The 23,256-nt window shown below is 39.0% G+C and carries 16 protein-coding genes; 7 read left to right on the top strand and 9 right to left on the bottom strand.

The genetic code is table 11. The features are described 5' to 3' along the window. Positions 1-13: 13 nt before the first annotated feature. The gene (gene metH, locus J580_RS10735; protein ID WP_032004163.1) at positions 14-3,700 is read right to left on the bottom strand and encodes a methionine synthase; all 3,687 of its coding nucleotides are present in this window, start codon (positions 3,698-3,700) and stop codon (positions 14-16) included. A gap of 462 nt (positions 3,701-4,162) precedes the next feature. On the opposite strand from metH, the gene J580_RS10730 reads away from it, so the two are divergent. Both J580_RS10730 and J580_RS10725 read left to right on the top strand, forming a co-directional pair. Continuing rightward, positions 4,163-5,794, top strand: coding sequence for an inorganic phosphate transporter (locus tag J580_RS10730; protein ID WP_005070664.1), 1,632 nt, complete (start codon positions 4,163-4,165; stop codon positions 5,792-5,794). Positions 5,795-5,959: 165 nt separating this feature from the next. Then, complete coding sequence (locus J580_RS10725) at positions 5,960-7,294, top strand: D-serine ammonia-lyase (protein WP_032004162.1); 1,335 nt, start codon at positions 5,960-5,962, stop codon at positions 7,292-7,294. Between the two features lie 47 nt (positions 7,295-7,341). On the opposite strand, the gene J580_RS10720 is transcribed toward J580_RS10725, so the two are convergent. The 5 genes from J580_RS10720 to J580_RS10700 form a co-directional block, all read right to left on the bottom strand. Continuing rightward, positions 7,342-8,889, bottom strand: a complete 1,548-nt coding sequence (locus J580_RS10720) for a hypothetical protein (RefSeq protein WP_032004160.1) — start codon at positions 8,887-8,889, stop codon at positions 7,342-7,344. 554 nt (positions 8,890-9,443) lie between these two features. After that, on the bottom strand, positions 9,444-9,608 hold the full coding sequence (locus J580_RS23060) for a hypothetical protein (RefSeq protein WP_000854552.1): 165 nt from the start codon (positions 9,606-9,608) through the stop codon (positions 9,444-9,446). 109 nt (positions 9,609-9,717) lie between these two features. After that, entirely contained in the window at positions 9,718-10,722 is a 1,005-nt protein-coding gene (locus tag J580_RS10710) for a formylglycine-generating enzyme family protein (RefSeq protein WP_032004159.1), read from the bottom strand. After that, on the bottom strand, positions 10,719-12,395 hold the full coding sequence (locus J580_RS10705) for an arylsulfatase (protein ID WP_032004157.1): 1,677 nt from the start codon (positions 12,393-12,395) through the stop codon (positions 10,719-10,721). Before J580_RS10705 ends, J580_RS10710 begins: the two co-directional genes overlap by 4 nt. A 170-nt stretch (positions 12,396-12,565) precedes the next feature. Then, positions 12,566-13,183, bottom strand: coding sequence for a rhomboid family intramembrane serine protease (locus tag J580_RS10700; protein WP_002117778.1), 618 nt, complete (start codon positions 13,181-13,183; stop codon positions 12,566-12,568). A gap of 158 nt (positions 13,184-13,341) precedes the next feature. Here J580_RS10700 and nfuA point away from each other — a divergent pair, with 158 nt between their 5' ends. Then, entirely contained in the window at positions 13,342-13,980 is a 639-nt protein-coding gene (gene nfuA, locus J580_RS10695) for a Fe-S biogenesis protein NfuA (RefSeq protein ID WP_002117617.1), read from the top strand. A gap of 169 nt (positions 13,981-14,149) precedes the next feature. Further along, a complete protein-coding gene (locus J580_RS10690; protein WP_017398680.1) occupies positions 14,150-16,414 on the top strand; it encodes a TonB-dependent siderophore receptor in 2,265 nt (754 codons plus the stop codon). A gap of 23 nt (positions 16,415-16,437) precedes the next feature. On the opposite strand, the gene J580_RS10685 is transcribed toward J580_RS10690, so the two are convergent. Both J580_RS10685 and J580_RS10680 read right to left on the bottom strand, forming a co-directional pair. After that, on the bottom strand, positions 16,438-17,445 hold the full coding sequence (locus J580_RS10685) for a hypothetical protein (RefSeq protein WP_032004156.1): 1,008 nt from the start codon (positions 17,443-17,445) through the stop codon (positions 16,438-16,440). A 26-nt stretch (positions 17,446-17,471) separates the two neighbouring features. After that, positions 17,472-18,497 (bottom strand): alpha/beta fold hydrolase, encoded by a 1,026-nt coding sequence (locus tag J580_RS10680; protein ID WP_032004155.1) that lies wholly within the window; start codon positions 18,495-18,497, stop codon positions 17,472-17,474. Between the two features lie 284 nt (positions 18,498-18,781). On the opposite strand from J580_RS10680, the gene J580_RS10675 reads away from it, so the two are divergent. Beyond that, entirely contained in the window at positions 18,782-19,396 is a 615-nt protein-coding gene (locus J580_RS10675; RefSeq protein WP_002117769.1) for a carbonic anhydrase, read from the top strand. 35 nt (positions 19,397-19,431) lie between these two features. Here J580_RS10675 and J580_RS10670 read toward each other — a convergent pair whose 3' ends face one another. Next, positions 19,432-20,055, bottom strand: coding sequence for an arylesterase (locus J580_RS10670; protein WP_005129345.1), 624 nt, complete (start codon positions 20,053-20,055; stop codon positions 19,432-19,434). A 44-nt stretch (positions 20,056-20,099) separates the two neighbouring features. Between J580_RS10670 and J580_RS10665 the strand changes: the two genes are divergently transcribed. Continuing rightward, positions 20,100-20,792 carry an ABC transporter ATP-binding protein gene (locus tag J580_RS10665; protein ID WP_005070633.1) on the top strand — a complete coding sequence of 231 codons (693 nt, stop codon included), beginning with the start codon at positions 20,100-20,102 and terminating at the stop codon, positions 20,790-20,792. 3 nt (positions 20,793-20,795) lie between these two features. After that, on the top strand, positions 20,796-23,255 hold the full coding sequence (locus tag J580_RS10660; protein ID WP_032004154.1) for an ABC transporter permease: 2,460 nt from the start codon (positions 20,796-20,798) through the stop codon (positions 23,253-23,255). Position 23,256 lies beyond the last annotated feature (1 nt).

Below are 23,256 nucleotides of genomic sequence, written 5' to 3'. Positions count from 1 at the left end.
ATGATTCAAAAACTTAAGCAATCGAATCATCTAAATTCGGCGCTAACCAACGTTTCGCTTCATCCAGTGTCCAACCTTTACGTTTTGCATAATCTTCAAGTTGGTCTTGAGATATTTTACCTACGTTAAAGTATTCACTTTGTGGATGAGAATAATAGAAACCACTTACCGAAGATGGTGGCATCATTGCAAAGTGTTCAGTCAGTTTAGTACCAATTTTGTCTGTAGAACCTAACCAGTCAAATAACACTGCCTTTTCAGAGTGCTCAGGGCAAGCAGGGTAACCCGGTGCAGGGCGAATACCGACATATTTCTCTTTAATCAGCTCTTCATTGCTAAGCTGTTCATCCGCTTTATAGCCCCAGAACTCTTTACGAATGCGTTCATGTAAGTGTTCTGCAAAGGCCTCAGCAAAACGGTCAGCCAGTGATTGAACTAAAATTGCAGAGTAGTCATCACCTTTGGCTTTGTACTCATTTGCCAGTTCTTCTGCACCAAAAATCGATACAGTGAATCCGCCTAGGTAGTCCTGTTGTTCACGGTCATTACGAATGTAATCTGCCAAAGACAAGTTCGGTTTACCTGTCACTTTGTCAGATTGTTGACGTAAGTGCTCAAAAGTATGCGTAATATTTTGACCTGCTTCATCAAATACACTTACTGTGTCGGCGTCAGTGCGCTGTGCAGGGAACATACCGAATACGGCACGAGCATCAAAACGGTTGTTGTCGATAATATCTTTCAACATCGCTTGAGCTTGGTTGTACAAATCTGTTGCAGCTTCACCAACCACTTCATCTTCTAAAATTTTCGGGAATTTACCTGCCAAGCTCCAAGAAATGAAGAATGGTGTCCAGTCAAAATACTCTACAAGGGTTGCAAGCGGGTAGTTGGTGAGGACTTGTGTTCCCAAAAGATTTGGTTTCGGTGGTACATAGCTTTCGTCAATTTTAAAACCATTTTCAACTGACTCAGCATAGGTCAATTTTGCAGCTTTTGGCTGTTTGTTGGCTAAGCGCTCGCGAATCTTGGCATATTCCGCACGGTGCTCTGCAATAAAGTTTCCACGCATTTCTTTAGAAAGCAGAGTCGTTGCAACACCTACCGCACGTGAAGCATCAGCCACATAAATCACAGCATCGTTTTGGTACTGAGGATCAATTTTTACTGCTGTGTGGGCTTTAGAAGTAGTCGCACCACCAATTAATAAAGGAATTTTAAAGCCTTTGCGTTGCATTTCTTTCGCAACAAATACCATTTCATCTAAAGATGGAGTAATCAGCCCTGACAAGCCGATGATGTCACATTTTTCATCAATTGCAGTTTGTAAGATTTTCTCGCAAGGTACCATTACTCCAAGGTCAACAATGTCATAACCATTACAGCCGAGTACCACGCCTACAATATTTTTACCAATATCGTGTACGTCGCCCTTAACAGTTGCCATCAGGACTTTACCTTTAGATTGGCTACCTGTTTTTTCAGCTTCAATGTACGGGTTGAGCCAAGCCACAGCTTGCTTCATAACACGTGCAGATTTCACAACCTGTGGTAAGAACATTTTGCCCGAACCGAACAAGTCACCAACCACGTTCATACCGTCCATCAAAGCGCCTTCGATTACATCTAAAGGACGTTTGGCTTTGAGGCGAGCTTCTTCGGTATCTTCATCAATGTAAGTGGTAATACCTTTAACTAAAGCATATTCAAGACGTTTTTCGACTGACTCATTACGCCATTCAAGGTTCTCGGCTTCTTTTGTAGCACCGCCTTGTCCACGGTATTTTTCAGCCACTTCAAGTAGTTTCTCAGTCGCAGCTTGACCAGACTCACCTTGGTTTTGGTTTAAAATGACATCTTCAACTGCTTGTTTTAGCTCGGCTGGAATATCATCATAAATTGCCATTTGGCCAGCATTCACAATCCCCATGGTCATGCCTTGCTTGATGGCATGGTACAAGAACACAGAGTGAATGGCTTCACGAACAGGCTCATTACCACGGAACGAGAACGAAACGTTCGACACGCCACCAGAAATCATGGCGTGAGGTAAGTTTTGTTTAATCCAACCTGTGGCCTCAATAAAGTCGACGCCATAGTTATTGTGTTCTTCAATACCTGTTGCTACTGCAAACACGTTCGGGTCAAAAATAATATCTTCAGCAGGGAAGCCTACATCGTTAACCAAAATGTCATATGAGCGCTTACAGATTTCACGCTTACGTGCAGCGGTGTCGGCTTGACCTGTTTCGTCAAATGCCATGACAATAATCGCAGCACCATATTGACGGCACAGGCGAGCTTTTTCTACGAACTCGTCATAACCTTCTTTTAAAGAAATCGAGTTAACAACGGGTTTACCTTGTACGCATTTTAAGCCAGCTTCAATGATTTCCCATTTTGATGAGTCAATCATGATTGGCACACGTGAAATATCTGGTTCAGAAGCCACAAGATTTAAGAAATGCACCATCGCATTTTGCGAATCGAGCATCCCTTCATCCATGTTAATGTCAATAATCTGTGCGCCAGCTTCCACCTGTTGCTGTGCCACTTCTAAAGCTTCAGCAAAGTTTTCTTCACGAATTAAGCGTAAGAATTTTTTCGAACCTGTAACGTTAGTACGTTCACCCACATTCACGAAAAGTGAGTCATCATAAATATTAAATGGTTCTAAACCACTCAAACGACATGCAGGTACAGTTTCAGGAACTTGACGAGGCGCAATATCTTTTACCGCATTGGCAATCGCGCGGATATGGTCTGGTGTTGTACCACAGCAACCACCAGTAATATTAATTAAGCCGCTTTCTGCAAATTCTTTTAAGAATGCTGCAGTTTGTTCTGGCGTTTCATCATATTCACCAAAAGCATTTGGTAAGCCCGCATTTGGGTGCGCTGAAACAAACGTATCTGCGACATCGGAAATGGTTTTTACGTGAGGACGCATGGCATCTGCACCAAGCGCACAGTTAAAACCAATCGATAGTAAGTCACCATGACGTACAGAGTTCCAGAACGCTTCCGCAGTTTGACCTGTTAAGGTACGACCCGATGCATCAGTAATGGTCCCTGAAATCATGATTGGTAATTCACGACCAATTTGTTTAAAGACTTCTTTAACCGCAAAAATTGCAGCTTTACAGTTTAATGTGTCAAATACGGTTTCAATCAAAATGATATCTGCACCGCCTTCAATCAGCGCATGAGTAGCTTCAATATAGTTTTCTTTTAGCTCATCAAAAGTGATGTTACGAAAGGCAGGGTCATTTACATTCGGTGAAATTGAACAAGTACGCGATGTTGGCCCAAGCACACCTGCTACAAAACGCGGTTTATCTGGAGTTGAGTACTTTTCACAAGCTGCTTTGGCTAAACGTGCTGCTTCTCGGTTAATCTCTGGAACAAGATCTTCCATATGATAGTCAGACATTGAAACACGCGTGCCGTTAAAGCTATTGGTTTCAATAATGTCTGCACCAGCATCAAGATAAGCTTCATGAATACCTTGAATGATTTGAGGCTGGGTCAGAACCAAAAGGTCATTGTTACCTTTTAAGTCATGTGCCCAATCGGCAAAACGCTCACCACGGTAGTCTGCTTCTTCCAATTTATGGCGCTGAATCATGGTACCCATTGCACCATCAATAATCAGAATACGTTTGGCAAGAAGCGCTTTTAGGGTGGCAAGCGTGGACATATAAAACCCCGATATTGTACGAATTTAAAAATGCGGCGCTATTGTAACAGAATAGTTGCGCAATAGATGATCTATGACGACCCACCATTCACCGTAAATTAGTCGTAAAAAAAAGTGTTTTCGAACAAAAAGAGGGTGTTTTTTCATCAAATATTCATAAAATGATCATGATATTGAAATATTTCATCTCCAATATTCGATTTTATGACAGTTGTGGTGTTTAAAAAGTAGACGTTTAGGTAATTTTTTAGATATTTTTGCTTCAAAAATAGTCATAAAATAGATGGGTGGGGATTTGTGTAAATTATTGTATTTAAATAAAAAAATAAAAATCATAGAGGAAAGGTGCATCAAATGAGGTCAAAATGTGAAAAATTGACTTCATCAGGCGCCGCTTTGTCATATAATTGTCATAATTTAATTTAAGAATACAGAGGATTTTTTTATCCTCTTACCGTCTGCATGAATTCTAATCTACCCCCTGTTTCGGATTCAAAACTTGCGGCAAACCTGCAAGTCAAATCGACGAATGTACATGTCCCGACACCTAAATTTTTTATGCCGGTGTTTCTGACGATTATTGTTGCAACACTTATTTATATTGGATTTCAGGTGAGTGCTGATTTAGCACATGTACCACCTTTGAGTCTTTATTCAGTTATTCTTTTATCAACTGCACTCTTGATTGCTTTAGGCTTTGAGTTTGTAAATGGCTTCCACGATACTGCAAATGCAGTGGCAACAGTGATTTACACCAATGCTTTACCAGCACCAGTTGCAGTCATGTGGGCTGGTTTTTGTAATTTCCTTGGGGTAATGGTTGCAAGCGGCGCAGTCGCTTACGGCATTATTGCATTGTTGCCTGTTGAATTGATCATGAATATGGGTAGCGGTGCAGGTTTCGCAATGGTTTTTGCATTGCTTATTGCTGCGATTCTCTGGAACTTAGGTACTTGGTTCTTGGGTATTCCTGCTTCTAGCTCTCATACCTTGATTGGTTCAATCTTGGGTGTGGGCATTATGAACCATCTATTGAGTGCATCGACTGGCGTAACGACCAGTGGTGTTGATATGGATCAGGTGATTAAAGTCGGTAAGGCATTATTATTTTCACCTTTAATTGGTTTCGCTTTTGCAGCGATTGTATTCTTGTTGGTTAAAACTATTTTTAAACGCCAATTAGAATTATTCCAGCCACCTGAAGGGAATAAACCACCACCAGCAATCATTCGTGCAATTTTGATCTTTACCTGTACAGGTGTGAGTTTTGCACATGGTTCTAATGACGGTCAAAAGGGTATGGGACTCATCATGCTGATTTTGGTTGGTCTGGTGCCGTTGGCTTATTCATTAAATAAAAATCTTGATACTCAGCAAGTTCAATCATTCCATCAGCTTTCTTCTCAAACTGCCGTATTTTTGAATCAAAATCAGCCAGAATTAACCGATGAAAAAGCACGTGTTATTCTGACTAAATATATTCAAACTAAACAGCAAACTCCGGAAGTTGTGCCTGCATTGGCAAGTATGACTGATCACTTGGGTGAGCGAGTTTCTAGCTATAGCAACTTAAAAGATATTCCTGAAGCTGCAATTAGCGAAATTCGTAATGACATGTATTTAAGCACCACGACGTTTAAGCGTTTGGATAAAGCAGATGCTTTACCAAAAATGGATGACTCACAGAAAAAGCTTGTGAAAGAATACCGTAGTAGCTTAGATTCATTCTTACAATACATTCCGACTTGGGTAAAAGTGGCTGTTGCTTTAGCACTTGGTCTAGGCACAATGGTGGGTTGGAAACGTATCGTTGTGACTGTAGGTGAGCGTATTGGTAAGCACCACATGACTTATGGTCAAGGGATGTCTGCTGAGCTTGTTGCAATGAGTACAATTGCAGCTGCTGATGGTTTAGGTATGCCAGTTTCAACAACACACGTTTTAAACAGTGCTGTTGCGGGTACGATGGTCGCGAATAAATCAGGTTTAAACTTTAATACCGTGAAGACAATTCTCTCTGCATGGGTATTTACTCTTCCTGCAACAATCTGTTTGTCAGGTGGTTTGTACTGGTTATTCTTACAGTTTGTATAAACGCATTTAAAAAATTAAAGCCACTGTTCACAGTGGCTTTTTTATTTGTTTAGTTTTTAAAGTTGAGACTATTTTTCATGTACATTCATCTATAAATTAATAAGTTGTTATAGGTCATTAAACAGCTTTATAGGCTGGGCTTAAAATTTTATATCAGGATATATTATGAATGCGGTTCAAATAGATCAGCTAAAACAACAATTTCCACTTATTGAAACACTTCAAACCTATCAAGAAACATTTTGGTTTACACCTCATCGCTATCCTTTAAAAGAAGCTTTAGAAAAAGTTGGACTAACCGCTAAAGATGTAAGTGAAGCAGAAGCAAGACTAGCGCGTTTCGCACCTTATTTGGCAAAAGTATTTCCTGAAACTCAAGCACAACAGGGAAAAATTGAATCAGATATTGTTGAAATTGCTCATATGCAACAAGCACTTTCTTCAGCAAAACAAGTACAGCTTAACGGAACATTCTGGCTGAAAAAGGATAGTCATCTACCAATTTCAGGCTCCATCAAAGCACGTGGTGGCATTTATGAAGTGCTCACACATGCTGAAAAACTTGCCATGCAGGCAGGGTTACTCAAACCAGAAGATGATTATAGTAAATTAGATCAAGATTCATTTAGGGCATTCTTTTCTAAGTATCAAATTGCAGTAGGTTCTACGGGCAATCTTGGGCTTTCTATTGGCATTATGAGCGCCAAACTGGGCTTTAGAGTCACTGTTCATATGTCGGCTGATGCTAGACAGTGGAAAAAAGACAAACTACGTTCACTTGGCGTCAACGTTGTAGAATATGCGAGTGATTACGGCGTAGCTGTTGAAGAAGGACGAAAAGCCGCAGAGCAAGATCCACACTGCTTTTTCATTGATGATGAAAACTCAACAACATTATTTTTAGGTTATGCCGTTGCAGGAATACGCTTAAAACAGCAATTTGAACAAAAACAAATTAAAGTCGATGCTGAACACCCATTATTTGTTTATTTGCCATGTGGCGTCGGTGGTGGCCCTGGTGGGGTGAGTTTTGGACTAAAACTGGCTTTTGGTGAGCATGTACATTGTATCTTTGCAGAACCAACACATTCGCCATGTATGTTACTTGGTGTCCACACAGGTTTGCATGATCAGATTTCAGTCAATGATATTGGTATTGATAACGTTACTGCGGCAGACGGACTTGCGGTAGGGCGTGCTTCAGGTTTTGTCGGGCGTGCCATGCAACAATTAATCGATGGCTACTACACCATTCATGATGAACGTTTATACGAGCTCATAGCGCTTTTAAATCAAACTGAGAATATTCAGCTTGAGCCTTCTGCAGTAGCAGGCATGATGGGGCCGTATTATGTTCAGACGAGTCCTGATTACTTGGCTTTACACCAGTTTACAGCTGAGCAGTTGCAACAGGCAAATCATGTAATATGGGCTACTGGGGGCGGCATGGTGCCTCCTGATGAAATGCAAAAATATCTATCACACTTTCAATATAAATAAAGACACATTAGAAAAAAGCCCAATTCTAGGATTGGGCTTTAATCAAATTATTTTTTAGATGATTTTCTAAAAGGGAGTTTTTCGGTAGCAAAACCATAAATTGCAGCGAAAGGTAGGGCAGTTCGTGCTAAATAAGCGACACGCCATAGACCACCATGATTGGCACCTTCCATCATAAGTTCAAGCGGATGGTCTAAGACAGTTTCAGGATTCGCGACAGAAGACTCATTTCTTAAGTCATGAATCCAGAGTGCCGCCATAATGGCATTGGTGGTTTCAGGGCTAAATGCTTCTACATCGAAAAGTTCTGCGCCATTAAAAGCTGCTTTCAATAATGGATTTTTAGTCACTGAATGAGTGGTTGTCGATGGTGCAATATTAATGCTGACACGTTGTCCTTGATGGCGGGCCAAAATAGCACGCCATTGTTGAATACGCTTTGCCAAAGCATAGTTTGGACCTTGTTCAACCACTAAGCAGTCGGCAATACCATAAGTTTTTCCATTTTCACATGTAACCAAGTCTTGATATGGCGCTTGAAAAAAACGATTGAGCGAAAGAGCAGAAACACCTTTTACTGCCAACTTTTGCATTTTTCTGCGGGATTTAAATTTCTCTTGAGCAGCCTCTGCAACTTCTTTTGGTACTGCATAAACATCGGTTGGAGTACACATAAACATAAGGCTTGTATCAGGCTTATGCTCGCTCACAAATTGCATGATGCTATCCATTGCCATGGAAACGCGGACATGCTTTTCACCATCTAAATAGGCGATTGCTGCCAAATCTAACTTTTGTGGAAACTGCCCCAGCCACTGCGCTATTTCTGGTAATTGAGTCAGTAAATTTGCACCCAGCTTATCTTTTAACTCAGAAGCTTTTGCTGAGGAATCAACGGCTTCAACACATGGTGCAATGAGTGTTGCATTCCCTTGTTGAATCGTATTTAAGATTTTGCCCCAGACTCGTGAGTTTGGTAAATCTACAGCAACAATATTTGCTTTCCATTTGGCTAACCAAGGCAGTGGTCCTGCTTCTGAGGCTGCACCAAACAGCACCATCGTACGGTCAGACAAATCGAACCATTCAGGATGAGCAATAGCTTCACGAAGTGCCTTTGCATGACTTGGTTCAATAATACCAGCTTCTTCCCAGCGTTGAATCTGGTCTAATAAGCTTTGTCCACTCAGCTTTTGCCCTTTATAGGGAACATACCACTCTGGTGCTGCGTCACTTTCACCTTTAAGTTTTACTGTATAAAGAGGAGTTAATGAAGCAATATGAACTGCATCTTTTAAAAGGTAGTGTTTACCATCACGATAATAATCAAAAATATGGTGAGCTTTATGCAATCCTTGCTTCGCAATAGTAATTGGGTTGTTGATATTAGAAATCCCTTGTTTAACAAGAGTTTTAAAATATAAAGGATAGTTTTTTCGCCAGTTTTTTTCATTCAACACTTGTTGTGCGGTTTTATTATCTACAATAGATAAGGCCTCTGACAAAATCTCTTGGCCTGTAAGAGATGTACTTTGTTTTTTTGTTGAGGCGTGTACCGGAAATTGTAGACCTTCGACTTGACTTGTGCTGGACATAAAATATCTCGTTTATACGACTGGGTTAATATACATGTGTATACATTATCTATGCCAATGAAAGGAAACGAGTGGCAATAACTGACAAAATAATATTGATTATTTATGTGATGAAACGTGAAAGAGAAAGTTATTATGATAAATTCATCTCATTTTGGCCTTAATTTTTTTCACATTTTTAGAACATTTTTATAGACTTACGTTACATAAATGTTTATTTTGTATTAAGCAAATACATCAGTATTAACCTGAAGGTAAAATGTTCAAAATGTATCAATAATAGAGATACAGAAATGATTAAAAACTAGACTTTTTTCTTAAGCGGTAAGAAAAGTCAAACGGAATAAGAAAGAATTGGGGTGAAACTAGATAGAAGACAACGTAAGATTGTCTTTTAAAAATCTTGGGGATATGGTGATTTTTTTACACCATAATTTTCTAGTTTCATCCCATCTATTTTTGGGCTGGAACCCTCCATTTAGTATTCAATTCATCATTTGATTGAAGCCTATTTCTTTAGAGTAACTTCAAAATTACTTTAAAAGAGGGTATTTCTAACAACGTCCTTTTTTAGCTTGTCCTGGTGGGCAAAAGCCTCCTGGATGTCCGTAATATGGTGAATCAGGGTCAATCACAATACTACCTTCAGGCGTATGGACCGCACAGGCTGATAGTGACATTGTGAAAATTGCTGCGGCACAAAGAAGTAAAGTTTTCATCTTGTTCTCACTTTTTTATCATTCTCACTTGTACTATAAAAATATTTTGATCATTTTTCGATCTAATTTTGGTTAAAAAATATCTTTAATCAGTCGAATTAAGAAGAAATTAAGGAGACCGTAAAATAGTTCGAAATCCAACATGTGTTGCAGCTAAATCAAAATCTTGTGGATAACGACTACTGCTACGATAACGTGAACAATAATTTTGTGCACAAAGAAAAGATCCACCTTTAATTACATATTTAGTGCTGGTGATTTGTTGTTGACGTAAATCAGAATAATTTCCCATATGCTGGTCATGAGCACCTTGATAAGGAGATGATGTCCATTCCCATACATTTCCAATCATATCAAATAGTTTGAAATTGTTTGATGCAAAACATCCAACGGGTGCAACACCTTTAAAGTGATCTTGATTTAGGTTTTGAAAAGGGAATTCGCCTTGCCAGTAATTGGCTTGCGGATGTTGATGTTCATCAGTAGGGGCCTCATGTAAAGGCGTATCAGTTTTTGAATTGGCTTTAGCTGCATATTCCCATTCTAGTTCTGTTGGTAAATCACGTCCTAGCCACACTGCATAATGTTCAGCATCATTTTTACTTACATACCTTACAGGCTCATTCGCATTAGCTACAGCACCATGACTGCCGTTTGGCGTTTTCCATGTATACCCTGATTTTAGCTGCCACCATTGCTGTGAGTGATGAGGGTCTGGTGAGAAAACAGCAGCCTGTTTTTGTTTTTCGGCATCGGTAATATAGCCAGTTGCTTTTACAAAACTTGCAAACTGAGCGACCGTAACTTCAGTTTGGTCAATCCAAAATCCTTTGACTTCGCGCTGCTTTTTTCCAAAATTAAGTTCATCGGGATAGGCCTTTTCAGAACCAAAGTTAAAATCTCCATCGGCAATTAAAACCATTCCTGCTGTAGGCTGTTTGAGCCAACCCTGAGGCAGACCAGTATAGTTTTGACATTTTTCAATAGACCCTAAATCAACTAAAGAAGTTTGCTGTTGCGTCGAAGACCTAGATTCAGAAACTTTTGAAGATTGGCTACAGCCCGTCATGATAGACAGGCTGATTGTGGTAACTAAAAATGGCTTCAATTTCATTTGGCGTTATATTCCTGCACACCATTTTTTTCAGTATATTTTTGATAGACCGATAAAAGTTCTTGAACTTTTGCAGGATAAAGCTGAGCAACGTTTTGTCTTTCACCGCGATCTAATTTAATGTTGTATAGCTCCCAAGTCCCTGTGCCTAATTCAGGTCGTCCTTGAAGTGCGATTTTCCATTCACCTTGTTTTGCATATTTGCTGCCATGTAACTCATCGGCAAAGCTAAAATTTGCAGGACGAATAGTATCGGTTTTGTTTTCAAGCAAAGGTTTCCATGAAATCCCAGATGGTGTATTAATGGCTCGGCCCTTATATTGGCCTTGAGGTACTGGAATATGAGCATATTCTAGTAAGGTAGGGAAAACATCGAGTACAGATGCAAAGCTATGATTTGTCTCTTCCGCTTTTTTCTGATTTGGTAATTTCACAATAGCAGGGGCAGTCGTTGCACCTTCGCCCGCCGTATCTTTCCATAAGTGGAAAGGTGCCGCACTGACTTCGGCCCAACGTGGCCCGATATAGTGGTACGAAGTAGGTGTACCTACATTGGCTACTGAGTTATCAAAACCAGATTCACTGCCATATCCGCCACGTACAAAACCTTCTGCACCATTGTCTGAAACAAAGAAAATTAAAGTATTGTCATAAAGATTATTTTGTTTGAGATATTGAATAATACGGCCGACATTGGCATCAAGATTTTCTACCATACCCGCATAGATTTCCATCTTACGAGCTTCTAGTGCCTTTTGTTCGGCTGTTAACTCATCCCATTTCCCATATTTTTGTGGAGCATTTTGAGTCGCAATTGGTTCTGCTGCATCAAAATTTGCAGGAATAATTCCAAGCTGTTTTTGTCTAGCAATGCGGGCATTACGAATTGCATCGTAACCTACATCATAAACTCCGCGATATTTTTCACGATATTCGGCTGGGGCTTGAATTGGCCAGTGAGGCGCCGTATAGGCAGCATAAGCAAAGAACGGTTTGCCACTATTTTTGCCTGAATCTAAGTAGCTCAGTAATTTGTCGGTAAAATAGTTGGTAGAGAAAAAGTCATCAGGCAATGCCGAAATTGGAATAATTTGCCCATCTTCTGTATAAGTTGAATTTCGTTTAAAGGCACTTGGAGCTTGTTTAAAATGATGGTCTAAACCTTGTAATAAGGTAAATGAATGATCAAAACCCTTAGCATGTGCATTGCTTTCAGGGGTTAAGCCTAAATGCCATTTACCACTAATATACGTGCGGTAACCATTGTCTTTAAGTACTTGGGCAATCGATAAAGAACGTTCGTTTAAATAGCCCTCATAACCTGGTTGTCCCTTCAAATGCTCTGGGGTGAGTTCCGCCATTGCCCCAATACCAGCTAAATGATGATCAGTACCGGAAATAAGTTGAGAGCGTGTTGGCGAACAGGTCGGGGCAGTATGATAATCCGTTAAAAGTCGACCTTCTTGAGCCAGACTATCAATATTAGGGGTGTGAATTTCGCCACCAAAAGCCCCTAAATCTGAATAGCCTAAGTCATCAGCCATAATAAATAAGATATTGGGTTGCTTAGGCGTGCTTACGACATTTTCTTGATTATCGTTGTCATTACATCCAGCCAAAGATAAGCTAAATAAGGCAATAGAAAGGCTAGATAAAATTGCTCTGTACTTCATTGTATCATCTGAATTATTAAAAGAATTGGCATGAGTTTAATCAGATGGTTTTTGCAAACAAAACAACGAATTGATCAAAGAAAATCAGAAAAAAGACTGAGAATTTATGCAGATAAATAAATCAGAAAAAAAGAAAAGCCCATAACGGGCTTTTCTTTGATTTATATCGTTTAGAAAGGAAGACGGGTAAGCTGGTCTAAGAAATGTGGAATAACTTTAGGTTCAAGTAAAATGGTTACGATGATTCCGTAAGCTGCACCCCATAAATGAGCACTATGGTTAATATGACTATTACCACGTTTACCAGCCCAAATACTGTACGCTACATATAAAATAGCAAAAATAATAGCGGGTACAGGAATGAAGAATACAAAAATCAGCTTCCATGGCTGAAACAGAATATAAGCAAATAAAACCGCTGAAACAGCACCTGAAGCACCTAGGCTGGCCCAATTCGCATCATTTTTATGTTGTAAATAGCTTGGCAAAATCGCAAAGATTAAGCCACCTAAATAGAACAACACAAAACCCATGTCATAGAAATATTGGCGGTAAAAACTTTCAATGATACTGCCAAAGAAAAACAGGGTAATCATGTTGAACAGTAAATGTGTTCCGTCGGCATGGATAAAGCCATGAGTAATGAATCGATCAATTTGTCCACGTTGCATTGCAGGCGGCCAAAAAATCAATCGGTTCATTACATTTTGATTGCTAAAAGCAAGTAAAGAGATAATGACCGTAATAATAATAAGAGTAACTGTATGGTTAAACGGCAAATGCAACATAAGAAATATTTAAAAAATGATCAATACTGAGCTCAATAATGCCATTAAAAACTTAACTTGAAACCCTGTTGTGTATAAATCCGACAAATTTAGTTGATTTTTTTTAAATCCACCTCATCTTCGGTTAATATAAAGGCATCAGCTTGAGGAATATTGTTATGTCGACTGAGAACACCAACACTGCTGTTGCAGAAGAAATTCCAAACCTTTTGATTACACCATCTGCACAAGAGTATTTGCACGATTTACTAACGAAGCAAAATACTCCGGGAATTGGCGTTCGAATTTTTGTTGAGCATCCGGGTACGCCACGTGCAGAATGCTGTATGGCATATAGTGCGCCAGAAGAAGTGATCCCAACGGATTATAAACAGGACTATCCTGATTTTCCTGCGTATATTGATGCGCCATCTATTCCTTATCTTTTAGATGCCGTAATTGATTACAACAAAGACCGTTTTGGTGGTCAGCTCACTTTCCGTGCTCCAAATTCTAAAGTTCCACGTGTTGGTCCAGATGCTTCGATTGAAGAACGTATTACTTACATTCTTCAGGCAGAAATTAACCCAGGTCTTGCAGGGCATGGCGGAAATTGTAGCTTGGTAGAAGTACAAGATGACCCAGAACACGGTTTAACTGCTGTATTGAAATTTGGTGGTGGTTGCCAAGGTTGTTCTGCAATTGATGTTACCTTGAAACAAGGTGTAGAAACTACTTTAAGAGAGAACATTCCTGAGCTTCAACGTGTGGTTGACCAAACAGACCATACACAAGCTGAAGGTGCTTACTTCAAATAATTAAATTATTTGAAAAGTAAAATAAAAAAGCCTCGCAATGAGGTTTTTTTATTATTCAATATAAATAATGATAATTATTATCAATATCATTTGTAATTTTATTTATCTTTGTTACAATGCGGAACTGAAAATGAGAGATGTTTAATAAATCAATATATTGGGAATACTTATGTCGAAGCGTATTATCCAGTCAGTGCTTTCTGTTTCAGTACTGGCAAGTATGATGTCTATGGCTTATGCTGCACAAAATGAGCAAGAACAAGCTGAAAAAGCATTAGAAAAGCCTGCTGAACCTGTGAAATTGGAAACAATTTTTGTAACAGCTGAAGAGCAGGTGAAGCAGTCGCTCGGCGTATCAGTAATCACCCAAGAAGATTTAGAAAAACTACCAGTTCGTAATGATATTTCTGATTATGTGCGCCGTATGCCTGGTGTCAATTTAACAGGTAACAGCGCAACAGGGCAGCGTGGCAATAATAGACAAATTGATATCCGTGGAATGGGGCCTGAAAACACGCTTATTTTAGTAGATGGAAAACCAATTAACTCTCGTAATTCAGTTCGTTATGGCTGGAAAGGAGAGCGTGATACACGAGGTGACTCAAACTGGGTGCCAGCAGAAGCAATCGAATCGATTGAGGTTTTACGTGGTCCAGCAGCAGCTCGTTATGGCTCTGGTGCGGCAGGTGGTGTGGTTAACATCATTACTAAAAAAGTGACTAATGAAACCCATGGCTCAGTAGAGTTTTATACGTCACAGCCTGAAGACTCTAAAGAAGGTGCATCAAATCGTGTTGGTTTTAACGTAAGTGGGCCACTGATTAAAGACGTTTTATCTTATCGTTTATATGGTAATTACAATAAAACAGAAGCTGACGATGTTGATATTAATAAATCAATTGGTAGTACCGCAGCTGGGCGTGAAGGCGTTAAAAATAAAGATATTTCGGGCCGTTTAGCTTGGCAGGCAACAGACCAGCAAACTATTTTGCTTGATGTTTCTTCTAGCAAACAAGGTAATATTTATTCTGGTGACTCTCAGTTAAATGCAAATGCGGAAGCTGATGCGATTCTTTCGGAACTTATTGGTAAAGAAACCAATACTATGTACCGTGATAGCTACGCATTAACACATGAGGGGGATTGGTCTTGGGGTAAGAGTAAGCTCGTTGCTCAATATGACAAAACGCATAATAAACGCCTTCCAGAAGGCCTGGGCGGTAGCACAGAAGGAAAAATTAATAACCTTGATGATAAAGCCACTTCACGTTTAGAAACTCTTCGATTTAATGGTGAAGCCAATATTCCTTTTGAATATTATGTACCGCATGTATTAACACTTGGTACCGAATGGGTTGAAGACAGATTTAAAGATAATGTGTCGACAAATCAAGGGAAAGACAGTAGTGGTTCAGGCTATGGCGATCAATTGGCTAAAGGCGATCGCAGTAAAATGGAGTCACGTATTGCTTCTGCATATGTCGAAGATAACTTGAAACTCACAGACAGTACAGATATCGTGTTAGGCCTTCGTTTTGATGACCATAGTAAATCTGGTTCTAACTGGAGCCCAAGCTTAAATATTACCCAAAGACTTAACGATTATTTCACTTTAAAAGGTGGGGTAGCAAAAGCTTATAAAGCACCGAATATGTATCAAAATGCCGAAGGGTATTTATTAAGTACAAATGGCAATGGTTGTCCGGCCAATATTGAGTCACGTTGCTTGTTGCAAGGTAATGGTGATTTAAAACCAGAAACTTCGGTTAACAAAGAGCTTGGTATCCAGTTCCAAAAAGATATCGTGAATGCAAGCTTAACTTGGTTCCGCAATGACTATAAAGATAAAATTGTGGCTGGTACAAATGTTGTTGGAACAGTTGATGGTTCAAGTACCAATGCAAATACAGGAGCTGTGACCAATACCAAGTGGAATATCTTACGTTGGGAAAATACGCCTAAAGCATTAATTCAAGGTTTTGAAGGAAGCTTAGGATTAGACTTCGGTGATATCCGCTGGACTAATAACTTTACGTATATGATGGATTCAAAAGATAAACAAACAGGTAATCCATTATCTTTAGTTCCAATCTATACAATTAACTCAATTTTTGATTATGACATCACAGATCAGTTAGATGTGAATTTTGTATTTACTCAATATGGTCGTCAAAAATCACGTCAGTTTGCAGAAAGTAGAATCGAATCTGGTATTGGTTCAGGTGGAGCAAATTCTGCGCTTAAGCCAAGTACTGTAAAAAGCTATAGTACCGCTGGAATAAATGTCGGTTATAAATTTTCAGACAATATAAGTACGCGTGTTGGTGTGAGCAACTTGTTTGATAAACAAATTTTAAGAGACAGTAATTCAATCAGCCAAACTTATAATGAACCAGGTCGAGCTTATTACGCTTCTTTAAAATATTCTTTCTAATCAACATAAATAACAAAGGCGCTCTAAGCGCCTTTGTTATTTAAAATATTTAATGTTTTTTCAGAATAATAAAATTTTTCTAGGTAAACACGGGCACGACGTCTTAAATGTCCTGTTGTAATTAATTGCTGTAATACAGGCACAAGTAGCTTGGTCAGTTCATGTTGCACTAAGCTTTCATCAATATTGAGGTCACGGAGCAATAAATCAAAACTACGCTCTTGATTACGTACATACCAAGTATAGATACCATCATGTACTTGTTGTTTTAAATAATCAGTTTGGCGAATGTGGTCCCAGATTTCATGCCCTAAACCAACCGTTTTTGATAAATCTTGAGTTTCTACATAATTTTTTAAAACAGAAAGTGGCATAGTTTTAACTTTATGCCAAACATTTGCCTGAAAATGGTAGAGCTTATCATTGTCAAAATGTTGGTTTAAAACACGCTCACTCATTTGGCTGAGTTTTAGAATATTCTTTTGCAAATAATGATTAATCGTATCGTCCAGATTTGAATCGGTTACTGTTTCTAAGACAGATTTCCCCATTTTCATGAAACGGCCTACACCGGGTACGCGTTTTGACATGGATTCATCTAAATAATCATGCATTGTTTGCTGAATCAGTTGCGTGAGCAGGGCCGAAAAAGCAGGATTATTCACAATTGTTTTAATGAGTTTTTTACGGTGCTCTTCTTTACTAGCAACGTATTGTGCAATCCGATCAATCGTTAAAACAGGAATAACATCTTCAACAGTTGCGGTTTCATTTGCAGGATGAATCAATGCAAACCGAATATGCTCAGCAATTTGTTCAATCAGGAAATCAGAAGCAGGCGTATCTAAAATCTGCTTTTGAATGAGCTGTTGAATTTGTTCAAAAGTCCACAGATGTTGTAATTGCCGACTCCCCAACCAATGATAAAATTGCTCAAACTCTTGCTGGATCACCTGAGTCTGAGCAAATTGCTCATCTAAAAAATCTAGATGAGCTTCAATAAGTTTTTCAATAAGTGGTTGGGTAGACATAAGGTCTCACAAGTCCGAAGTTTTATTTAAGGTGTGGTCGTTTTTGACGACTGATTTGTTTCTACTTTAAGTAGAAATGGTAGATATTGTTGCATAACCAACTGTTCAGCTTCTAATATCGGCATATGGCCTACATTTTCTAAAATAACTGGAGGCTGAGCATTCTTTAAAAGTCGTTTTAGTTCACTTGCTACTTCGACATTAATAATCTTATCTTGTTTACCCCATAAAATGAGCGTCGGTGCATCGATCGTTTTGGTAAGTACCGCAAAGGAGTCTGGTGTATAGACTTTATTAAGTGCAATCAATTGATCAACCAGTTTTTGTGTTTGAGGTGCTTGATCAATCATCAACTTTTCTTGAGCTTGAAGAAACTCTTTAGGAATAAACGGAGGATTAAACATGGTTTGTTTTAATAAATAATTAAAGTCACCTTTTTTAGACACTAAAAGTTGTTTGAGGTAAGCAGGATCTTTTAAATAAATTGTATTGGCTGAGCGAAAAATACCGCCGCTATCTACTAAAAATAAACTTTTGGTTTCAAATGGATACTGTCCAGCATAGAGTAGAGCAATAGAGCCACCGAGTGAGTGCCCAGCAATATGAATTGGACCTTTTAAATTTGCAGCCTCAACAAAGCGGCGTAACTTTTCAGCAAGATTTGGTACCGAATAATCGAAGTCTTGGGAAACGATAGTTTCACCACTACCCGGTAAATCAGGAATAATGACATGGTAATTTGTGGTGAGATAACGAGCCACTCGGTTCCAGTTATCACGACTACCCGCTAAACCATGAATAAGGAGTAAAGTCGGTTTTGTTGTAGAGCCGCCTTCGCTATATGACCAAGTCACATCACCGACTTTTAAGCTTTTACTTTGTAGACCTGCCCAGCTACGTTCTTGCTGTAATACATTCTGGAATGTCACATCAATATTATCGGCTGCCTGTGTGTGAGAAATACTCATCACTGACAATACGCTACAAGCCAAAGTCAGGGCGGTAGCAGTTTTTTTCATAGAGGCCTTAATTGATGTGGACAGCCTTGTCATAGATTTCATCCTTGAAGCTTGAGCGAGTTTGAAAAATTATTGAAAAACTTTGCCAATGAGTCATTTGCCAAATGTTTGGAATGAAGAAAATTATAGTCAATCCGAGAACCAAAGTATGTCTATTTTTTCACTAAACAGTAGCGAATATGCAGTGAGCTCTACATTAAAGCAGGTTAAGTATTTTTAAATTTTTTCATAGAAAAGGATTTATTTTTTGTCAGTGACATTCAAATTTTGACACATTAAAATGATTTCCAACCTTGAAAAAACAATGGAAATATAAAATGCCTACTGCGCAAGAAGTTTTAGATCGTCTGAAAGCCGGTAATCAACGATTTGTAAATGGAAATACTTCCCTTGCAAAAACCTTATCTCATCAAGAACGCGCTGAAATGGCAAAGGATCAAAATCCGTTTGCAATTGTACTTGGCTGCTCAGATTCTCGTGTTCCAGCAGAGATGGTATTTGACCAAGGTCTTGGTGACTTATTCGTAATTCGTGTAGCTGGTAATGTGGTTGCACCTTCACAAGTCGGTAGTGTTGAGTTCGCAGCAGAGCGTTATGACTGCCCAGTTGTAGTTGTATTAGGACACAGCCATTGTGGTGCGATTCAAGCAACAATTGATACGTTAATGAATCCTGATCACCCGCCATCATCTAACCTAATGTCGATTGTGAACCGCGTTCGTCCATCAGTTGAAATTTTAATGCAGACTGATTTAAAAAATGATTTGAAAAAACTTTCATGTCATGCGGTACGTTCAAACGTTTTTGCTTCTGTAAATCAATTACGCCATGGTTCAGCGGTGTTAGAGAGCCTGATTGCAAAAGGTGAATTAATTGTTGTCGGTGCAGAATATTCACTAGAAACTGGTGAAGTTACTTTTTTTGATTTCTGATCATATTAAAAAGAATGCTTAAAGATAAAAGGTGCCTATAGGGCACCTTTTATATATGGGTAAGCTAAATTAAGTAGTTTTGACTGCGCTTGAGCATTGGGATGAATTAAATCATTTTGCATAAGCTGTTTTTGACCAGCAACACCATCTAGAAAAAACGGTAGTAGTTTCACCTGATATTTTTGACTTACAACTTTATAATTATTTTCAAAAGCTTTGCTATACGCAGCCCCATAATTTGGCGGAATCTTCATGCCAAAAAGAATAACTTTGGCTTTTTGTTTCTGGCTTAATTGAATGAGCTGATCCAGATTTTTTTGAATCATTTGAGGTGGTTGCCCACGCAAGCCGTCATTTCCACCTAATTCAATCACGACCACATTCGGCTTATAGGTCTGTAATAACTTAGGTAATCGGGCTAAAGCGCCGCTTGTTGTTTCTCCACTAACACTTGCATTGACCACTTTGTGTTGTTTGGGATACTGTTGGTCTAAGCGTTTTTGCAGTAATTGTACCCAACCTTGTTTGGGATCAATTCCGTAACCGGCACTAATACTATCTCCTAAAATTAAAATAGTTTTCGCCGATACAAGCATAGGCAGCATACTTAATGAGATGAGCATGATGCTTTTAGAACCAATCAAAAAAGATTTAGACATTTGTACTTCGACCCTGATTCTGAATACATAGGACTTTTCACATCATGCCACAACCCATCATTGCTGCCCATCAAGTTACACAAACTATTCAGATTAACCAAAATCAGTTTACGATTTTAAAAGATATTGATTTAGAGATTTTTGAAGGGGAACAGGTAGCAATTACGGGACGTTCCGGCTCAGGTAAATCAACCTTACTAGGAATTTTGGCGACTTTAGATCAACCGTCTGAAGGAGAAGTCTGGTTGTGTGGTCAAGCTGTTCATCAGTTAACAGAGGAACAACGTGCCCAAATCAGAATGCAGCATATTGGTTTTGTATTTCAGTCTTTTCAACTTCTGCCTCAGTTGAGTGCGCTTGAAAATGTGATGTTACCTTTACGATTACGTAAAGACTTTGATTATAAAACAGCGGAGAAAAAAGCTTTAGATTGGTTGCATCGAGTAGGGCTCAGTCGTCAAGTTGAACAAACGCCTAAAGTCTTATCTGGTGGCGAGCAGCAGCGTGTAGCCATTGCACGCGCTCTTATTGCAGAACCACAAATTATTTTTGCGGATGAACCGACTGGAAACCTAGATGGTCAGACAGCACAAGAAATTGAAAGCTTGCTCTTTGATTTAAACCGAGAGTTAGGTACGACTCTGATTTTAGTCACCCATGATCGTAATTTAGCATCCCTTTGTCAGCGTCATGTTGAGTTAGATGATGGCCGACTAAAGACAGTACAGGGTGGTTAAACTATGCGTAATCTTCTCAAACCACTTTTGCTACAAAGTTTTCGTACGGGTGGATTATATCTACTCATTATTGCTTTATCGCTTGCGATCAGTGCAACAACTGCCCTGAAATTTAGTAACGACCAAGTTAAAAATGCAGTCAGTCTGCAAGCTTCACAAATGCTGGGTGCGGATTTGGTTCTGTCGAATAACGAGCCTATCGAACAGCAGTGGAAAAAGAAAGCTGAGCAGCTTGGTTTAAAGCAAACTAATGTCACTATATTTAGCTCGATGGCTCATACCCAAGATCAGTTTGTCATGGTGAATGTAAAGGCAATTGAGCCTTTATTTCCACTCAGAGGACAGTTGGAAATTGAACCAAGCGCTAAAGCGATTCAATCTGGGGAAGTTTGGCTAAGTCAAAGAGCAGCCGATTTACTTAAAGTAATGCTAGGAGATACTGTTTCTATTGCTGATGGTACCTTCCGTTTTAGTGGCGTGATTGTGCGTGATTCAAATCAGGAACTTGGTTTTTCAGGCTTTTCGCCAACCGTTATTATTCATCAAGCCGATATTGCTAAGACTCATGCGATTCAGACAGGCAGCAGAATTGACTATCGTTTATTAATGGCAGGTAGCCCTGAACAGGTTCAGTCATTTTCAAAGCAATTTAAGCAACAGCATCAACCTTCTAAAGATGTAGATGAAGCGGCTGGCTTGCGTTTACGTGATGCAAGTGAATCGAACAGTAGGTTATTACGTCCGCTTGAAAATTTAGATACCTTTTTGCAATTGGCCAATATTTTAACGATTTTATTGTGTGGTATTGCCATCGCTTTAACGAGTCAAAGATATGTTCAACAAAACCAAGATAACATTGCACTTATTAGATGCTTAGGCGCCAGTAAGTTCCAAATCTTGTGGGCATATATTGGATTGCTTTGTATTGTCAGTGCGATTTCAATTGTGCTAGGAAGCCTATTAGGTTTAATCATGGGGTTTGGTCTGCTGCAACTTATGCTGCAATTGATCCCTCAATTAGAGTTAAGTTTTTCGGTTGTACCTCTTTTAATCGGGCCTTTACCAATTGCGATTTTTACCAGCGTGATTGTGCTGCTTGGTTTTATTTTGCCAAGCATTTGGGAGCTTTTAAATACACCTCCAATTCGTGTTATTCGGGAGCAAGCCAAATCTCGCAAATCTTTATTCTTCATGTTTTTTGCAGGAATCACTAGCCTAGTTGTTTTTAGTTTGGTGTTGAGTGAAAACTTAATACTCAGCATTCTGGTTTTAGCGGCAATTATTGTTCTTTGTATTTTGCTTTACACCGTTGTTTGGCTATTGCTTCGTAGCTTAAAAAAGCTGAAAAATCGATTGTCTTTTTATATTCGTTCGCCATCACAAAGCGCCTTACAAATTACCGCATTGGCTTTAGGCTTAAGCCTCATTACGGTACTCAGTGTATTAAGAACAGATTTATTAGAGCGTTGGCAGCAACAACTTCCAGAAGGGACACCGAATCAATTTGTTTATGGATTACCTCCATTTGATTTAAAAGCATTTGAGCAACAATTAAAGCAGAATGGCTGGCAAAGCACGCCGTTATATCCAAATATTCGTGGCCGACTAGTAGCAAAGAATGATGTACCTTTTTCGGAAGAAGCCATAAAACAAAATAACTCTTTGCGCCGTGAATTGAATTTAACACAATCAAATCAATTACCGAATGACAACGCAATTACAAATGGTCAAGCCCAGTTTAATGGCATTGGGCAAGTTTCAGTCGAAAGTAAAACTGCCGAAAGTTTGGGAATCCAAATTGGAGATAAGCTTACTTTTAGTTTGCCCGAAGGCAACTTACAGGCCAAAGTTGTGAATTTTCGGAGTGTCGAGTGGGAGAGCTTTAGCCCTAACTTTTTCTTTATTTTTTCACCTAAAACCTTAGACGAAAATGCTGGAAGTTATTTAGGTAGTTTCTATGTGCCTAAGCAAGATCAACCAAAAATGATCAATATTATTCAGCAGTTCTCAAATACCGTATTTATTGATGTTGACCGGATTTTAGATGAAGTAAAGCGCTTAATGAATGTTCTAGTCAAAATAGTAACTGTTCTAGCGGCATTAGTTGGTTTTTCTGGAATACTCGTTTTAATTGCTTGTCTAAATTTATTAATGGATGAGCGACGCCGTGAAGTTGCTTTGTTACGTTCATTTGGTTTATCTAAAAATAAAATGAAGCAAATGCTCAGTTTTGAGATTGGGTTTTTAGGTCTGTTAGCAGGCATAGTTGCCTGCTGTTTTGCAGAAGTGATTAGTGCGATCGCAAGTTATAAAATGAATATGGCAATACAATGGCATATTGAAATCTGGCTAATTTTACCTTTTGGCATGATGCTGGTTTGTGCTTTGATTGGTCGTTATCGACTAGGCTATCTCTGTAATTTACCACCTTTACAAAGTTTAAGAGAATTAAACCAATTGTAGT

The sequence above is a fragment of the Acinetobacter sp. 1542444 genome (assembly GCF_000581835.1).
Lineage (GTDB): Bacteria > Pseudomonadota > Gammaproteobacteria > Pseudomonadales > Moraxellaceae > Acinetobacter > Acinetobacter pittii.
Note: the sequence above shows the minus strand (reverse complement) of the source record. Positions and strands in the feature narration are given on the sequence as shown.

Bases quoted from the DNA above. Each gene is read 5' to 3' on its own strand.
- metH (WP_032004163.1), bottom strand. From the start codon at position 3,700: ATGTCCACGCTTGCCACCCTAAAAGCGCTTCTTGCCAAACGTATTCTG.
- J580_RS10730 (WP_005070664.1), top strand. From the start codon at position 4,163: ATGAATTCTAATCTACCCCCTGTTTCGGATTCAAAACTTGCGGCAAAC.
- J580_RS10725 (WP_032004162.1), top strand. From the start codon at position 5,960: ATGAATGCGGTTCAAATAGATCAGCTAAAACAACAATTTCCACTTATT.
- J580_RS10720 (WP_032004160.1), bottom strand. From the start codon at position 8,889: ATGTCCAGCACAAGTCAAGTCGAAGGTCTACAATTTCCGGTACACGCC.
- J580_RS23060 (WP_000854552.1), bottom strand. From the start codon at position 9,608: ATGAAAACTTTACTTCTTTGTGCCGCAGCAATTTTCACAATGTCACTA.
- J580_RS10710 (WP_032004159.1), bottom strand. From the start codon at position 10,722: ATGAAATTGAAGCCATTTTTAGTTACCACAATCAGCCTGTCTATCATG.
- J580_RS10705 (WP_032004157.1), bottom strand. From the start codon at position 12,395: ATGAAGTACAGAGCAATTTTATCTAGCCTTTCTATTGCCTTATTTAGC.
- J580_RS10700 (WP_002117778.1), bottom strand. From the start codon at position 13,183: ATGTTGCATTTGCCGTTTAACCATACAGTTACTCTTATTATTATTACG.
- nfuA (WP_002117617.1), top strand. From the start codon at position 13,342: ATGTCGACTGAGAACACCAACACTGCTGTTGCAGAAGAAATTCCAAAC.
- J580_RS10690 (WP_017398680.1), top strand. From the start codon at position 14,150: ATGTCGAAGCGTATTATCCAGTCAGTGCTTTCTGTTTCAGTACTGGCA.
- J580_RS10685 (WP_032004156.1), bottom strand. From the start codon at position 17,445: ATGTCTACCCAACCACTTATTGAAAAACTTATTGAAGCTCATCTAGAT.
- J580_RS10680 (WP_032004155.1), bottom strand. From the start codon at position 18,497: ATGACAAGGCTGTCCACATCAATTAAGGCCTCTATGAAAAAAACTGCT.
- J580_RS10675 (WP_002117769.1), top strand. From the start codon at position 18,782: ATGCCTACTGCGCAAGAAGTTTTAGATCGTCTGAAAGCCGGTAATCAA.
- J580_RS10670 (WP_005129345.1), bottom strand. From the start codon at position 20,055: ATGTCTAAATCTTTTTTGATTGGTTCTAAAAGCATCATGCTCATCTCA.
- J580_RS10665 (WP_005070633.1), top strand. From the start codon at position 20,100: ATGCCACAACCCATCATTGCTGCCCATCAAGTTACACAAACTATTCAG.
- J580_RS10660 (WP_032004154.1), top strand. From the start codon at position 20,796: ATGCGTAATCTTCTCAAACCACTTTTGCTACAAAGTTTTCGTACGGGT.